This is a genomic window from Lactiplantibacillus plantarum, assembly GCF_014131735.1.
In the GTDB taxonomy this organism is placed as follows: domain Bacteria; phylum Bacillota; class Bacilli; order Lactobacillales; family Lactobacillaceae; genus Lactiplantibacillus; species Lactiplantibacillus plantarum.
This window is the reverse complement of sequence record NZ_CP039121.1, coordinates 2967014-2983762: the sequence shown is the minus strand read 5'-3', so window position 1 is coordinate 2983762 and position 16749 is coordinate 2967014. Positions and strand designations below refer to the sequence as shown.

The following is a 16749-nucleotide window of genomic DNA, read 5'->3' as shown; positions in this document are numbered from 1 at the left end:
TCTAACGATTCAAGTTGGACGGCGCTTTTTTAAGGGGCTGCACTTAGATTTTAAAACCAGTGTTAGTTTTAGTCTGGGAGTATGCGGCGAGTATGAGATAGCCGGGTTGAATAGCAGCAATAAGGAGATGGTTTTAATGCAACGATGTGCATGGGCGGATTCATCACCAGCAATGCAAGCGTATCATGACAACGAATGGGGGCGGCCGCAACATAATCAGCAACGACTTTTTGAACTGTTGTGCTTGGAGACTTATCAAGCAGGACTGAGCTGGCAGACCGTCCTGAATAAGCGGGCGGCTTTTAATGAAGATTTTGCGGATTACGATGTTGACCAGGTGGCCGCTATGACGACCGCCGATGTTGAGCGACTACTAACCGATGCTCGAATTATTCGGCATCGCCAGAAGTTAATGGCAACGATCAACAATGCTCGTGTGATCCGAGATTGGCCGGCCGGGGAAGATTTTGCCACTTGGTTATGGGCGTTTGTTGATAACCAGCCTATACGCCAGGCGTGGACGTCAATCGATGAGGTTCCGGCAACAAACGACTTGGCGCAACAAGTGTCTAAAGAGATGAAACGCCGCGGCTTCAAGTTTGTCGGGCCGACAACCATTTATTCTTATCTTCAAGCGACTGGTCTCATTAATGATCATGTGGCGGACTGCCCATTTGCTCCAGAAAATTTACCGGCCTAACGCGCTTAATTCCCGGCGCGGTGAGTAAGTGAGCCGTCAATTTAAAACCAGCGCGATGACAACTGTCAGGCGCTGGTTTTTATTAAAATCAATATGTTTTGGTATAAGTGCGATTGCTTAAATTTTATGTATAAATAAATACTTATTATAACCATAAAAATCATTGACATGATGTCGCTTAATTTGCTAAGATACGGCGTAAGAATAGCTGCGGAAGGCAAGTGATGGGAGCGACGTTAGGTGAAAGAAGTAAGGTTTTGGGGACTCTTGTTAGGACTGTTTGTCTGTTTAGGGGCAGTGATACCGTTAGTTAGTAAGGCTGACGTACTTGATACGGCACCCGCTGGACTGAATCTGGAAGGCTTATTTGAACCGGGAAAGTTTGACCGTAATTCGGCCACAATGCAGACTGTTTCAAAGAATGGCCATTCGCAGCATGTTATCGAATTAACAAATGACGATAATCAAGTTGGGGCAATGTGGTCGACCCCTGTTAATCGCTTTAACATGCGGATCGATAACCAAGTCTCAATGTGGGTGAACTTTGGGGACAAAGCCGTGAGTGAAGGACTGGCCGTTGTTTTACAGAATGATCCCCGCAAAATGAGTGCGATTAGTCGGTATGGAAAGAAAAGCATTATTGGTGAGAACTTGGGTGTTTATGGGACGGATACCTATACACGGCGAACGGCGCCGGCCACGATTGCTAAGACGGCGATTCAAAAAAGTTGGGCGTTGGAGCTGGATACCAAAGTGAATGACGGTGGTTTTTGGGGGTTGTATCCCCGGGGGAATTCTTTCGATGAAAAGCCTAAAAAAATGCATATGGCCGCGAGCTACCCTGCAAGTCCGGATACTTATACGCAACGGGGTGGTTTAACGTCCTCTTATCGTTTTGAACAGAACCATGGGAGTATCGCTGATAAATTACCACTCGCGGACGGTAACTGGCACCATCTTGTATTGAAGTGGGTCGCCAGTAAACAAATCATGAGCTATACCCTGGATCAGGGACCAACACGAATGACCACAATTGATACGACAGTTTTTGGAAAGGATATCCGGAATGTTACTTGGGGATTAACTAGTACGGCGACAACCGCTAATGCCAGAACACTAGTCGTCTTTGACCGGTTGCCACAACCGATTGAAATCGAGTCAGATTTAAACGTAACCAATCTGACTCAAGAGCGAACTGTCCATGAAGGAGACTGGGTTCATGGTGGGGATGAGTTGGAATATGAGTACGTTCTGAGTTATCTCAATGGTGACAATGAATGGCAACAGGTTAAGGCCAGCCTACCATTACCCGAACAAGTTCACTTTAGTCACGCGAAGATCCGCTATGCGGATGGTACCGAGGAAGAGATCAATTTACCAGCGGACGATAACGAATCGTCGGTGGCCCGCTTACAACACGATTTGCAGCGGACACTATCAATGAAAAATCCGCACGCTTATATTACGCTGATTGGTGAGGCTGCCAAGGTCGATCGGGATACTTTTGTTGATGATGACATGAGTTACTTTGAGGGTCACGAGATGAAGACCGCAACGGCCACACCGCACTTCACCATTACGACCAATAAGACCGTTAACCTGACGATTGAACCGTTGACACAAGTGAAGAAAGGCGAGCCCGTCATCATTAAGGGCCAAATTAGGCTAAATGATGGGTTAGACTTTGACAATGATGGCATGCGTATCGAGTACCGGGTCAATGGTGAAGCGGGAGAAGACTATCAGTTGAGCATGGACGATCCGGTTGGATATGTCGAATTTGAAGTGGATGCCGAAGAACTACAAATCGGTGAAAATCAGATTACGTTACGGGCTCATAGCAAAGATAACGCCTACTCAGAACCAGTGACAGTAACGGTCACGGTCATTGGTGGGGAGTTACAGCTGAAAAAAGTCAGTACTGAAAGTGTGTTTGCACCAATCAAGTTGACGGGAACGGCTCAAGTCAGTCGGCCCGAGGGACTTGAAGTAGTTGTCAATGATGATACGGGCTCGAAAGCCGCTTGGCGCTTAGAGGCGACCGCGACCCCTCTCGTGACTAATCAGGGCCGCACACTAGCGGGAAACTTGTATTATCAGGATGGGGCCAAGCTGACAATGTTGGGAAAGGATGCCGTGGAAATCGCGCGCCAAAAGACGGCCCCGGGGATCGACTATGACGTGACCGCCCACTGGTCATCGCAACAAGGTTTGGTGCTCAAAACAACGCCCGCCGCTGTTCCTGGAAGTTATCAGGGTACGATCACGTGGCACTTAAGTACCGTACCGGAAGCGTGAGTTTACGATTGTGTAAGTAACTCATTTAATCAATAAGTTCAGTAGTCGCGACAAGAATTAATTGTTAATTCTTGTCGCGACTATTTGGCGTTCAGCGAAAGTGCTGACTAACGCATTTAAACGGGCCTCCGATACGGTGCAATGCTAGTAGTAGCAAGCACAACCAGCCTTTCAGGGGCTTAGCTAGCAAATTGAAAAATCTTCGGTTTCAGACCCATAAATAAACCCAGCAAGTTCACAAATTAGTCAGATTTCCCGTGTAGGTTAAAAGCAGTGCAAAGCAATTGTCATACCAATACTTTATCTGAAGGAGGGTTTAAGCGTGAATTTTTTTAAACGCGCATGGCTCAATCTAACGGCAAAAAAAGGCCGTTCAATTCTATTAGTGCTTGTTACATCAGCAATCATGCTGTTTGTATTGGCCGGGTTATTGATTAGGAATGCTGCCGATACGGCAACTAGTAATGCCAAGAAAAGTGTCGGGGCGACCGTCACTTTATCTGCTAACCGGGAGGCGGCTTTTAAGAAGATGCGCAGCGCCACGTCGACGAGTAAAAGTAATCGGCCTAAGTTGACGACATCACCCGTTAAACTGAGTGATGCGAAGAAAATCGCCAAGCTTAGCAACGTTTCAAGTTACAATGCGACCGTCTCAACTTCCGCTAATGCGAAGGGCTTTGATACGATTTCAACATCAGGTAGTAGTACCGGTGGTGGGATGAAAGGTATGGGTGGCTCAAGTAGCAGTGGTACTGGTGATATCTCGATTACTGGGGTCACTAATACGAACAGCGTCTCAACCTTTGAAAGTAGCTCAAGTAAAATTACGAAGGGCCGCGGTATTACAGCTAGTGATGAAGGCACTAACAACGTTGTCATCGAAAGTGAATTGGCTAAGGAAGATAGCCTGAGCGTCGGTGATACGATTAAGTTAAAAGCAACGACCGGTGATAAGAAGACTTACACGATGAAGATCGTTGGGATCTATAAAGCGTCATCTAGTGCAAGTACGCAACAAGGTCCTGGTAGTACCGATGTCAGCAACAGTGTTTACACGTCATACACGTTCGCTAACACGGTCAAGGGTTCTAAGTACAAGAACACAGCTGATTCTGTGACTTTTGCAATCTCAGACCCCGCTAAAGTTAGCAGCGTCAAAACGTCTGGTAAACAGTTGATCAATACATCGAAGTATTCGTTGTCAACGGATGATAGCAGTTACCAAACGGTTAAGAGTTCGATGAATAACGTTAAATCATTTGCGGATAAGATTGTCTGGCTCGTTGCGATTGCTGGAACGATTATCTTAGCTTTAATCGTTATCTTGATGATTCGTGAACGCCGCTATGAAATTGGTGTCTTGTTATCATTAGGTGAGAGCCGTTGGAAGATTGTCGCTCAATTCTTTGCTGAAATGGTGATGGTCTTGATCGTCTCAGTTGTCTTAGCCGGATTCGGTGGTAAGTTTGTTGGTAATAAGCTGGGTGACCAGTTAGTTTCACAACAAACGACGACTGCAACGACTACGACGAGTTCAACTAGTCAGCAGGGTCAGCCTGGTGGCGGTGGCGGCGCCCCTAGTGGTAACACTGGTGGTAGCAAGCCAAGCGGCAATATGCCTAGTGGTGGCGGTCAGACTGGTAATGCCAGTGCCACGACCGACACGAACTTAGATATTAATGTCACGGTAATGGATTTAGTTGAACTCGGCGGCTTTGGCTTAGCCATCATGTTCCTGTCGATTATGCTGGCTTCTGGTGGCATACTACGACTACAGCCGAAGAAAGTTTTAATTGATTAGGAGGGGCGGCAATGTTAAAAGTAAATGATCTTGGTTACTGGTATGACCGCCAAGAAAATAGTCTATTTGAGAATGTAAACCTTGAATTTAAGTCGGGGACTTCGTATGCCATTGTTGGTCAAAGTGGTTCCGGTAAGACGACCTTCCTCTCACTGCTGGCGGGTCTAGATAAACCGCGGGCTGGGCAAATTGAACTCAATGGTGAACCAATCAATAAGATTGGTCTGACGAACTATCGGAAGTCCAAAGTGGCAATCGTTTTTCAATCATATAATTTGTTGACGTATATGTCACCATTGAATAATCTGATGACTGCCATGGCAATTACGAACTCGGAACACCGTGGTGACAAGGATTATGCGATGAAGATGTTACGACGGTTAGGTATTACAGATGATCAGATGAAGAAGAATGTTCAACGCTTATCTGGTGGTCAGCAGCAACGGGTGGCGATTGCACGGACCATGGTGTGCGATGCTAAACTAGTGGTTGCGGATGAACCAACCGGTAATTTGGATGAAGAAAATACGAAATATGTGATTGACCAATTTCAAAAAATTGCGCATGAACAAAAGAAGTGCGTCATTATTGTCACGCATGAACCGGATGTTGCGGACGTTTGTGACCACTCCTACCGATTAGAAAAGCACAAATTTGTGGCGGAAACCTAGGGTGATCTTACGATTGAATCAGACGTGAGTTGACGCGTACAATCGCATTTTTGTCAAGATAAGTCACTAAAAATGAGTTCTCAGAATGATTTGATTCTGGGGACTCATTTTTTGATTACTGTGAATTGCTAACGAGACAACAATCGTTTTTGAGGGCGAACTTGCCAGCGAACGATAAAGGCGATGATGATAAACAAGACGAGATAGAGCACCGAGATGCCAATCGCGTAAGCAACCGGAATACTCAACTTGGCCGCGGTGTGGGTATGCGTGGCCAAACTAACGACGACGGATACGTCCGATAAGGCGTGCAAGAAAATCGGCCAGACTAAGTTATTGGTTCGTAGATAAAGGCCGCAAAAAATCAGGCCACCCGCTGCAGCATAAAAGACTTGTGGGATGACATAGCTGAGGGTCAGCTGGCTGCTGTTAATGAGTAGGTGGGTAAGACCAAATAGTAAACTGTTGATACAAATGGCTAGCATGAGTCGGTGAGGGAAGCATTGTCGTAGTAGTGGCAGGAGCATGCCCCGATAGATATATTCCTCAGTGATCCCGATAACTAGGGCGTAGCCAATATAGAGAATTAACGTTGGGGTCCAAGCAAGATGACATAGCTTGATGAAGTTGCTCGTCATTGGTAGTAATAAAATAATAATTCCCGGGATGAGCTGCAAGCATTGTCGTACGAGTGATTGCGATTGCCACCACTGAATCGATATTTTAAACCAAAAATGATTTAATAGCAGGAAAATAAGTAATACAAGCAAGTCTTGGACCAGCCCACTGTATAAAGTTGGTACTGGTAGCCAGGCAATTAATTTAAAAAGAATTGGTACTAAAATGAAAATACTAATAGCGGCTCCCCAGCCGCGTTTGGTTGATGACATCGAAATCCCCTCCAGAAGTTAATGCTAACTTTAGTATAGGTCACATTGAAGGTGTTGGTTATATTAATTACGGATCGATTAGTTGCCGGTGGTCATTACGACAGCCACTGGTGATTTTGGCGTAGAATCGGCAGAATTAATAGGATAATGACCGCGATTTCGATGATTTGAAAACTAGTCGTCGTTATACCGGGCAGATTGATTGGAGGTGCCATCATGCTAAAGAAGTCATTGACGGCGTGAATCAACAATGGCCATAGTAGCGATGTAGTCTGCGCCGTGATTAGACATAAAAGTAGCCCTAGTACGAAGGTAAAGCCCAATTGCAATAAGGTTAAACCAAGTGTTTGGTGACCGAGATTGATCAGATGGGTCAAACTGAAGAGGATGCTAGTGAAGATGGCGGCTTTCACCACACCCAATGTTGACTGGCAGGCCTGAAATAGCATTCCGCGAAAAAATGTCTCTTCGAAGAGGCTGATCAATATGGCAACGAATAACAGGGTCAGGGTGTTTGTTAGTTGTTGGGCGGTTGCTAACGTATATAGGCCAATTAGTGCGGCCACGATTAAGGTTGGAATGACGGGCCGGATTTGCCGACGCCAAGTTGCCGATACCCCGAATTTTAAGGTTTGCCGTAGCCAGTCACGATTTAATATGAGTGCAATTGCTAAAAAGAACAGCTCTTCGACCCCAGTTGTTAATGAGGATGGGAGTTGGGTTAAGCGTGGTAGCTGGAAAATCAGGCCAATCAACAACATACTGCCTAACATGCCACCCCATAGTGTGATGACTAATTTGGTTTCGTGGCGCATCTCCTCAGATCCTTCCTCGTATTCTCGCTACTAAGCATACGCCTTTTAAATGAATCTGAGCATAAAAAAACAGCGTAACGACAATTAATGTCATTACGCTGTTCGTTAGTAATCAGTTATTTTATAAAGCCCAAGCAGCCATGCCTTGTGCGTTGTATAAGCTAACGGCAGCGTTAACTTGGTCTTCAACAGAGCCACTGCTGATGTGCATGTTTTGGAATAAACCATAGGCACCAGAAGTACTGTTCTTGACCGTTGAGTTCCAGTTTGATTCACGCGTGATGATCGTGTTCCAAGTTGAAGCTGAAACGCCAGTCCGTGATTGCATTTGGCTTAATACGTAGCTCTTTAAGTTACTACCAGTGTAGCTTGAAGTCGTTGAGGTTGTTGAAGCTGTTGATGATGCAGCTGAGCTAGTAGCACTTGATGAAGCTTGACTAGTGGTTGCAGCAGAACTTGAAGCTTGGCTAGCAGCTGATTGCGTTGAGCTTGCTGAAGAAGCAGCACTCGTTGCAACACTTGAAGTAGCTTGGCTAGCAGCCGAAGAAGTAGCAGCAGAACTAGTAGCTTGGCTAGCAACTGATTGTGAAGAAGCACTAGTAGCACTGGCACTCGTTGCAGTTGAAGCAGCTGAAGAAGTAGCTTGGCTAGTTGCTGATTGTGGTGCAGCACTTGTAGCAGCAGAAGTCGTGGTTGTTGTAGTAGTACCATTGACTTCAAGCTTATCACCAATGAAGATTAAGTTAACATTAGCTAACTTGTTTGCCTTTTCAATGGCTGAAACTGAAGTGTTGTGAGCTTGGGCAATTGCTGAAACAGTATCGCCGGCCTTAACAGTATAAGTATCAGCGTTGGCAACCGTTGTTGAGATAGCGAATAAAGCTAATGCAGCAGTTGATGATAATACAAGGTTTTTGATCTTCATAATAATTAATACACTCTCCTATAATTTGCGTGTGTTCGATTATTTACATATATTTTCTATTGGTCGAGCAGTTGATGTCTCAACCAATCAACAGTGACTAGTATAACTAGTGAGTGTTGCAGTGCAATAATCAGAACATTACGTTTTTAGGGGGTGCTTGTAATATAAGGCCGTTTTTGTAATGAATTGTAATATTTGAGCCGGATTTCATGTAAAATAGCGCTACCAATCCCGGTTAACTAGCTAGAAAATCAATAACGACAATGATTAAGCGGGAAAACTAATGATGAAAATTAGCCGCTTTATCCGATAAAAGTGATCACTTTTGGTCGATTTATGAAAAGTCAACGAGGATTATCGATAATTTTAAGTACTTAACTAGTGAATTTTGACGGGTTAATTTGTCGGGAAGTCTGATTACAGTGACACTTAACTAGTCATTTTATTGCTTGGAGACGTGGCACTGACTAATTATTTTTCGGTAAAGCAGATAATTGATAGAAGTTGCGCATCGTGTAGTCACTTGTGGTCGGTTAACGAAGGCGTCGATTAATTAAGTATTATTATAGTAGGTTTATGCCAAAAGTAGCCCATGACGATCGCTACTAAAACGTTACTAGGTTAGTATTACGCCATAGCTGAATGGTATGTGGTTGTCGTTGTGGACTAGTCGTCAAACTGTCGGGGGTTCGGGACTGTACTTAGTCAGGAAATTAGTTGGATTTTCTCCGTTAAGGTTGGTGAATTGTTAAATAAAAACATGTGGTATTTTGGTTGGGAGAGTGGGTCGTCATTGGGGGGGACAACTAGCAGGTCTGGATCGTGTCCGTATTAAAGCGGTTGCCAGAATAAGCATATCGCATATCTAAATAACGGGTTGTCAGCATGCTCTAAGGCCCATTATAAAGTCACTTAGCAACTGAGTAACTTTATAATGGGTATTGGTGGGGGACACACGTGCTTCAGCACGGATTTAATAGTAGAAAAAAAGATTGCGAATCAGAAATGATCCGCAATCTTTGCATTTGTTTATTAATTTAGAGTGGCTTTTTAGTACCAGCCATTAGCAAGCCAGTGACTCTTGGCGTTGCTCCATGAACCATAACGTGAAGCAACATAACTGTTAGCAACACGTTCTTGGTTGGCAGCGGAGTAGTCACCGTTTAAGTATGAAGCACTTAATTGGTACTTACCGATGTATTGACCGTTACGAGCAGAATATGAACCACCAGATTCTTTACCAGCAATCCAAGCCTTAGCAGCACTATCAGAACCATTGTTGCTATAGTTTGAGGTTGAACTAGACGTTTGAGTCGTCTGAGCAGCAGGTTTGCTAGTTTGTGTTTGACTTGATTGGGTCTGGCTAGCTTGGCTCGGTTGAGCTTGAGTTTGACTAGTCTGAGCTGATGATTGTGTCGTGGTCGTTTGTTGAGTCGTCTGTGTTGAAGTTGAAGTCGTGGTAGTGCTATCACCATTTACTTCAAGTTGTTGACCAACTAAGATCAAGTTAACGTCTTTTAAGTGGTTAGCTTGTTGGATTGCATCAATCGTCGTGTTATGATCAGCAGCAATGGCAGAAACCGTGTCACCGGCTTTAACAGTTACCGTAGCAGCTTGAGCGGTAGCACCAATGGCAAAGAGACTAGCAGTAGCGGCAGCAGTTGATAATAAAGCATTCTTAATCTTCATTTGTAATGTACACTCCTATTTTTTAGTCCGAATTTGGCTTGGCCCCGCGAATCTTCCAAGCACTCAATGGTACCTAGTATAACTGGCGATTGTGACAGGGAAATAGCAGGAGTTTTACGAATTACCCTAATTCTTGTAATAAACGGCGTGTTTTGTAATCTTTTGTAATATAACGCGCGGCGCAATTGTTTCTGAGCGGGTCAATCAAGGCTGTTTACAAATGAAGACGGTGTCTGTTGGTTAACATAACCAAATGTTGTGATTAAAGTTCGAAGCGTGATATCACTGGGACTGGCAACCGCTGATGTCGTGACTAAGCTTAGTTAAGCCAATTTACGAGTTCTTTTAGTGGAAATGTAAGCGTTTGTTTGAATGTCAGCCAACTTACTTTTGGTAACTCGAAATTAGTCGGCCTTTAATTGGACCAGCCAGTTGTCGGTTTGTTTATTGTTAATGAGCGATTGGGGTGCCGCTTGTAGGTCTTTGTTAAGCTTCTGAACGGTGCCACTAAAGGGTGTTGACACCAGATGCGCCCCTTGATCGTCCGTAATCGTGACGAGCGGATCACCTGCCACGAGGTGCTGGCCCTTAGTTGGTAAATCGAGTTGATGAACGACACCCAGATTGTGTTGTCCTTGGTCACTTAACCCCAGTAGAAGCCGGTCATGTGATTTGGTCTTCAGCCAAACGTCGCCGTATAACATCGGAGCATGCTGTTCTTCGTAATCATGACGATAGAAATGGATCATTTGTTTCCAAGCAGATTCTTGTTTTGCCATCATTTCTCCTCAATTCAGTGCTAGTAGTCGGTGCATCAATTGAAAGTGGTGCATGATTGCTAATTTCTTAATTATTCCTAACCCTGGGAATTTATCGCCCTCAGCGTAGGCTAATAGGGTGGCAAGCGCGGGGGTGCGATTGAGTCCCGTCAGGTGTGCGGGTGCCCAGTCGGTGAGCTTTGTTAATGCTTCAAAAAACTTTTGCTTTTGACCACGCATATTGGCATTGCTGTCCGAAACAAAATGATGGATGCGCAGGTCACCGTTAACCGTAACATAAATAAGATGTAATGCAATTGCGCGTGATGGCATACCGTGGTCAAAATAGGGTCGGCCCATGAGTGAGTAATCGCCAAAACCATCAAAGCCAACCGGTGTTTGGTGCCAGTTAGCGGGGGCAAAATAGGCGTCAGTTATTTCTTGATAGTCCGCAACGTGCGCTGGGGTTGCCACGGGATCAGTCAATAAGACCGCGTGTTGTGGTAATAGTTGGTGCAAACGCGCTTCATCAGGGATTAGGACATGACCAGCATGCTGTAAAGTGGTCGTATGCTGATAGGCCTTAAGCAACGGATAGTTAGGCGCGATGAGCAAGCTTGTTTGACCAGGACTGGTTGTCAGAAAGTCGCGACTAAAATCGGCCGCAAGAATTGCGCCCGGCCAGTAAAATGGGTAGGGACGCAGATCCGGAAGTGGATGGAGCTTAACGGTATTAAGACCATAGACACTCACTTGGGGATTCGCAATAATGCTAAATGGTTGTTGGGCTTCAATAAAAGTCGTGACTGTTTGTTGTAATTCTTTGGAGTCACGGACTGGTTCAATTACTGGGATGATGTGTGGGCCAAGTTGGTGTTGCTCGCACAATGTTTTTAAGGCTAACAAATCATACATCCGTCCACGTAGATAGGGGTAGTAAGTGCTCATAACTGGTCACGCAAATCTGGTGCCGTTAGCGCCTGATATTTTAGTTTGAGTGCCTGATATTCGGCATTGCGGGCATCTAATTCTGTTTGTAGCGCAGTCACCGCGTCATTCTGGGTGTCATCGATGAAGCGATCGTACAAGTTTTGTTCAGGATCATAAACGTCGTAGCCGGTGCGGGCCCGTTTGCGTAATTCTTTGAAGAGTTGGTCATCAGAGTAGAGCTGTAGTCCTTTCTTCACACGCTTGGCTTTATCGACCTCACGAAAGAGCGACGTGATGAAGTGACTGATAAGGGGCGTTTGCTCGACTTGTAAGTCTTGGCGTTGGGCTTTCTTAGCGACAGTTAGGAAACCAGGCGTTCGCAACGGTTGGGGTGCGAGCTCTAGGGCCCGCTGATCAAAAGCACGGTAGATCAATACACCAATATGGTCTGGAATTTCCGATTGAACTTCTAGGTAAAGTTGTTGCGGCAAGACAAAGTAATTGTAATGACCGATAAATGAAAGTTTGGCCTTTGAATGAAAATCTGCTTTGGTGACTTTCAATTCGTAGCAACGCCATTCAATCTGACCATCGGGGAGTTGTTGATAGCTTAATGTATCAACGATCCCTTTATCAGCGGGCATCGCAACTTCTTCAACCACGTAGGCGCCCTGTTCTAGACAGTACTGATAGAGAGTACTTTCAAGTTGTTTAGTTAATTTAGTCTTCATTAATGAGTCACCTCCATTTGGTGCCAAAAGTTGGCAATCGTTGCTTCGAGCTGCGGGACTGATTGGATCGTCTGATAGTACTGCCAATGTGCTGGAAATAAATCTGTGTAGCGCCGACTAGCGAAGCGTTGGTCTAACAAGAGAACGATTCCGGTGTCCTTGGCACTGCGGATCAGGCGTCCAGCAGCTTGTAAGACGTTGTTCATGCCTGGCAGTTGGTAAGCGTAGGCGAATCCTAAGCCGTTTTGATGGTCGTAGTAGTCACGAATCAAGTTCGTTTCAGGGTTGATACCCGGCAGACCGACACTGACGATAGCGACTCCAATCAAACGGTCGCCACGTAAGTCAATGCCTTCGGAGAAGATACCACCCAGTACGCAGAAACCGAGTAAGGTTTGCGAGGGTGCTGACTGAAACTGGTTCAAAAAGGTCTGCCGGGCAGTTGCATCCATCGTCGAGGCTTGGGCGGTAGTTGCCACATCAGGGTAGGCGGCTTCAAAGGCAGTTTTGATCTGCAGCAGATAGCCATACGACGGAAAGAACACGAGGTAGTTGCCATGTTTAGCCGTCAACATGGCGTGCAAGCTGGCAATAATCCGGGGCACGTTATGTTCGCGTTCGTGATACGTTGTCTGGACGTACTGGGTGACGAGAATGGCCTGATGTTTTGGTGGAAATGGTGATGGAAGCTGGTAGGCCAAACTGTTGGCTTCACCGCCAAGCACCCGCTGGTAGTAAGCCATCGGGGTCAGCGTCGCAGAGAATAGGACAGCACCACTGCCGAGCTCTAATGACCGATTAAGAAAGTCACTGGGATCTAGGCAGAGTTCCTTGATCGTTAAGTGATGACCGTCAAGGACGAAGCGCGTCTGGTAGCTGCCATCATATAGGTCGCCAATTTTAACAAAGGTCAGACAGGCGAAGAAATAGTCACGGACGGCGTCGAGCAGTGGCCCCGGCTTTTGTTGCGCCAACCAGTCAGTCACAAATTCATTAAATGTTCTGAGGGTGCGTAATAATTTGTCCGGGGGATCAGGTAGCACCTGTTCCGTTACTTGGTCATCAATCAAGGTTTTACGGATGCGCGTAAAACTACGCCGGACTTTCTTGAGTTCGCGTTGTAAGTCGTCACTTGGCTGACTTTTATCGGGCTTGGCTAATTTTAGCAACGCACTGATTGGCTGGTCACTAACGGCTGCAGAGTACATATCACGGGAGCGACTAACAAGGTTGTGGACTTCATCGATAAGGAAAAAGTTGTCGTCATCACGTTCGCTAAAGAATCGTTGTAAATAGACTAATGGGTCAAAAAGATAGTTGTAGTCACAAATAATCACATCACAGAAGAGCGACGTGTCGAGTGAAAATTCAAACGGATCGACAGTATGCTTGCGAGCATACTGTTCAATCACGGAACGGGTAATCTGGTCTTCATGGGTCAACAGATCCTTGAGTGCTGGTTTAAGTCGGTCGTAGTAGCCAATCATATAAGGATTATCTTCCGGAAGTACATCTTGTTCCTCGGGAAACCGAATCTGATCCTTGGCAGTTAGCGTAATGCTTTTCAGTTTGAGTCCGTCATGACTCATTAGCGTGACCGCTTCTTCAGCAACGTGGCGCGTACTTTGCTTAGCGGTCAGGTAAAAGAGGCGCTCAATCACGTCTTCGCCCATTGCTTTGATGGCCGGAAATAGCGTTGAGATCGTTTTCCCCGTCCCAGTTGGTGCTTCGACAAAGAGGCGTTTTTGCAACCGAATTGTCTTATAAACAGCGCCAGCCAATTCATGTTGGCCCGGCCGAAAAGCTGGAAACGGAAATGGCAAGTCTTCAATAGAAGCGTTTCGTTGTCGTCGTAAATCGGCTCGTAATGTCAACCAGTATTCATATTCTGTAATTAAGTCGTGGAAGAATGCGTCTAGTTCACCCCGGTGAAGGATTTGCTGGGTCTTCGTGATTTTTTCATTGATGACTTGAAAGTAAGTCAGCTGCAACGTGACCTGCTCAAGATCGGGATGTTCTTGCAGTAACAGGTAACCGTAGACTTTGATCTGCCCCCAGTAAAGTGTCAACGTGTTGGTACTTAAGTCCTCGAAGACTTGATCGGATGTTTTGATTTCTTCAATCAACGCCCCATCATCATTTAACTGAATCCCGTCTGCCCGACCCGCGATAATGTAATCAGTATCGTTCATCGTCACAATTTTTTTCAGGTAAACTTCGCTATCATAGTCTTCACCACGACTACTCTGGAGCTGACGATGAATCTTAGCACCGTTCAATGCAGTGTTCTGGCTATTCTTTACTTCATTTAAATCGCCTTGTCGCAAGACGAATTCTACCAATTGTCGAATTCCAATCTTAGTTGCCATCGGAGAATCCCTTCTGAATTTAGTCGCTTCCTATTATAAAACATCTGTTCGTGTTTGTCTGCTGTTGATTGATGATGCCGGGCGGGGCTCTGTGATGTGGCCTTAAATGATGGTTAAGCTGCGGCAGACCAATATTTAAGACGCGGGCTTCGGCGGCTTGAATCTGGGCTCGTCGTGTTCCAGCAATTGGCGAAAATGCCTGGGAGTCAATGTAGGACGAACTAGCCAGACGGGTGCATGCTATTCCGAATTTTTTCCAGCGAATCTTAGCTGGTCACTTTTGCCTTTGAAAAACTGATACGGGTTAACAATCTGGATTGAAAGCTAAATAAAAAAGCATCGCGATAAGGGCGCCGATGCCTGTTGCGATGTTTAGATTGACGATTTTGATTTAGAAGAAAATGAATCAGACTAGGAAGTTAATCGTACCAATGGCTGTGGTGTTGGCGAATGCTCTTGCGGAGACTAAAACCGTAGCTGATGATGCCGGCTGTGATAATGGTCGCTAAAATCGCAAGCAACCATGAACCGGACGTGCTAAAGTAGGTGGCGTAACCAAGGCTGAGACTGACTAATGTGATGACGGGAATTAGAATTCTCACAGGGGCTGGATGTAAGAAGACGACACCGGCTAGCCACAGAGCCGCTGCTGTGACCATGGCGTCGACACTGATTGGTGAACCAAAGCTAATACCAAGAGTGATGATAGCAAGAATTGTTCCCACGGTCAGGAGGAGGACAGCAAAGCCGTTGCTGACGGACCAAGTAAACGTTTTTTTCATCATGATCGCCTCGCTTTCTATTAACTATATTATAGGCTAATTTCGCCTTATGAAAGAAATAATATGCCGACAATTAAGTTTGCAATGTTATGAAAATTGAAAGTTTGTGAACAAATCCTTGAAAGCGTATCCACTATTAGTTAAACTGGCATTAGGCACACTTGATGATGGATGGAGGAAAAATAGTCATGGCAAAAATTTTAGCAATTAACGCCGGCAGTTCAACTTTAAAATGGAAGCTTTTCAGTGTTCCCGAAGAAACGGTAATCGCATCGGGAATGGTTGATCGGCTGGGATTGCCAGATTCCGTTTTCACAATTAAGAAGGCGGATGGTAGTAAATATTCTGAAACTAAGGACCAAATTGATGCAAAAGAAGCCGCTGCAATGGTCTTAACACGGCTGAAGAGCGATAATATTGTGACTCATCTTAGTGAAATCACTGGGGTTGGTCATCGGGTTGTTGCGGGTGGCGAAGATTTCAAAGACTCTGTCGTTATTACCTCGCAAACCTTGAAAAAAATCAAAGATTTATCTGAGTATGCGCCGCTACATAATCCAACGCAGGCTTATTATATTGAAGTATTCCGTGATTTATTACCAAAAGCGACTCAAGTAGCCGTGTTTGACACTTCGCTGTATGCGGATATGCCTAAAGTTAATTACCTATATAGTATTCCTTACGATTATTATGAGAAATTTGGCGCGCGGAAGTATGGGGCACATGGCACAAGTCATCGTTACGTTGCTAATCGGACGGCCCAACTATTGGGGAAACCATTGGATTCGCTTAAATTAGTGACATTACATTTAGGGTCGGGTGCTTCGATCACGGCTTTTGATCATGGTAAAGCCGTCGACACTTCAATGGGCTTTACGCCGCTAGCTGGGATTACCATGAGTACCCGTTCCGGTGATATTGATGCCTCAATTATTCCATTCTTGATGCGCCATTTAGGGATCTCTGATGTGGAAGACTTTGTTGACATTCTGAATCATAAGTCAGGGTTACTTGGTATTTCAGGTTTGTCACCTGATATGCGTGATCTTGATAAGACGCAAGATACCCGTGAACGGTCAAAATTAGCAATTGATATTTTTGTTAACCGGGTTGTGAAGTATGTCGGCAGCTATATTGCTGAAATGAACGGGATTGATGCCCTTGTCTTCACGGCTGGTGTGGGTGAAAACTCATGGATGATCCGCGAACGTGTCACTAAAGCCTTAGGATACTTTGGCGTGACAGTGGATGATGAAAAGAATCATATGCACGGTAAGGAACAAATTATTAGCAAAGATGACGAACCGGTAACGGTCATGGTTGTCCCAACTAATGAAGAGCTGATGATTGTGCGTGACGTTGAACGGTTATCTAAAGCTGAATAAATGAG

14 protein-coding genes are annotated in these 16749 nt (G+C 45.2%); 5 read left to right on the top strand and 9 right to left on the bottom strand.

Translation table 11 applies throughout. The features are described 5' to 3' along the window. Nucleotides 1-136 precede the first annotated feature (136 nt). The 4 genes from E5260_RS14090 (at nucleotide 137) to E5260_RS14075 (ending at nucleotide 5470) form a co-directional block, all read left to right on the top strand. Entirely contained in the window at nucleotides 137-700 is a 564-nt protein-coding gene (locus E5260_RS14090; RefSeq protein ID WP_003646408.1) for a DNA-3-methyladenine glycosylase I, read from the top strand. A gap of 240 nt (nucleotides 701-940) precedes the next feature. Beyond that, nucleotides 941-2998, top strand: a complete 2058-nt coding sequence (locus E5260_RS14085; RefSeq protein WP_003641871.1) for an L-type lectin family protein — start codon at nucleotides 941-943, stop codon at nucleotides 2996-2998. 322 nt (nucleotides 2999-3320) lie between these two features. Next, complete coding sequence (locus E5260_RS14080; protein WP_003641872.1) at nucleotides 3321-4799, top strand: ABC transporter permease; 1479 nt, start codon at nucleotides 3321-3323, stop codon at nucleotides 4797-4799. An 11-nt stretch (nucleotides 4800-4810) separates the two neighbouring features. Beyond that, nucleotides 4811-5470, top strand: coding sequence for an ABC transporter ATP-binding protein (locus tag E5260_RS14075; RefSeq protein WP_003641873.1), 660 nt, complete (start codon nucleotides 4811-4813; stop codon nucleotides 5468-5470). A 128-nt stretch (nucleotides 5471-5598) separates the two neighbouring features. Here the strand turns inward: E5260_RS14075 and E5260_RS14070 are convergent, their stop codons facing one another. From E5260_RS14070 to E5260_RS14030, 9 genes are all read right to left on the bottom strand, one after another. Next, nucleotides 5599-6360, bottom strand: a complete 762-nt coding sequence (locus tag E5260_RS14070) for a CPBP family intramembrane glutamic endopeptidase (protein WP_003641874.1) — start codon at nucleotides 6358-6360, stop codon at nucleotides 5599-5601. Nucleotides 6361-6455: 95 nt separating this feature from the next. Beyond that, nucleotides 6456-7175, bottom strand: a complete 720-nt coding sequence (locus tag E5260_RS14065; RefSeq protein ID WP_003641875.1) for a CPBP family intramembrane glutamic endopeptidase — start codon at nucleotides 7173-7175, stop codon at nucleotides 6456-6458. Between the two features lie 121 nt (nucleotides 7176-7296). Continuing rightward, entirely contained in the window at nucleotides 7297-8100 is an 804-nt protein-coding gene (locus E5260_RS14060; RefSeq protein ID WP_003641876.1) for a LysM peptidoglycan-binding domain-containing protein, read from the bottom strand. A 1050-nt stretch (nucleotides 8101-9150) separates the two neighbouring features. Beyond that, nucleotides 9151-9789, bottom strand: coding sequence for an aggregation-promoting factor (gene apf, locus E5260_RS14055; protein ID WP_003641877.1), 639 nt, complete (start codon nucleotides 9787-9789; stop codon nucleotides 9151-9153). A 404-nt stretch (nucleotides 9790-10193) separates the two neighbouring features. Then, nucleotides 10194-10568, bottom strand: a complete 375-nt coding sequence (locus E5260_RS14050; RefSeq protein WP_011100958.1) for a glycine cleavage system protein H — start codon at nucleotides 10566-10568, stop codon at nucleotides 10194-10196. Nucleotides 10569-10577: 9 nt separating this feature from the next. Beyond that, entirely contained in the window at nucleotides 10578-11495 is a 918-nt protein-coding gene (locus tag E5260_RS14045; RefSeq protein ID WP_024971457.1) for a sce7725 family protein, read from the bottom strand. Next, nucleotides 11492-12208 carry a hypothetical protein gene (locus E5260_RS14040; protein WP_003641880.1) on the bottom strand — a complete coding sequence of 239 codons (717 nt, stop codon included), beginning with the start codon at nucleotides 12206-12208 and terminating at the stop codon, nucleotides 11492-11494. Before E5260_RS14040 ends, E5260_RS14045 begins: the two co-directional genes overlap by 4 nt. Beyond that, on the bottom strand, nucleotides 12208-14577 hold the full coding sequence (locus E5260_RS14035) for an ATP-dependent DNA helicase (protein ID WP_003641881.1): 2370 nt from the start codon (nucleotides 14575-14577) through the stop codon (nucleotides 12208-12210). Before E5260_RS14035 ends, E5260_RS14040 begins: the two co-directional genes overlap by 1 nt. A gap of 419 nt (nucleotides 14578-14996) precedes the next feature. Next, on the bottom strand, nucleotides 14997-15359 hold the full coding sequence (locus tag E5260_RS14030; protein WP_003646418.1) for a hypothetical protein: 363 nt from the start codon (nucleotides 15357-15359) through the stop codon (nucleotides 14997-14999). Nucleotides 15360-15547: 188 nt separating this feature from the next. Between E5260_RS14030 and E5260_RS14025 the strand changes: the two genes are divergently transcribed. Further along, nucleotides 15548-16744, top strand: coding sequence for an acetate/propionate family kinase (locus tag E5260_RS14025; RefSeq protein WP_003643729.1), 1197 nt, complete (start codon nucleotides 15548-15550; stop codon nucleotides 16742-16744). Nucleotides 16745-16749: the final 5 nt, after the last annotated feature.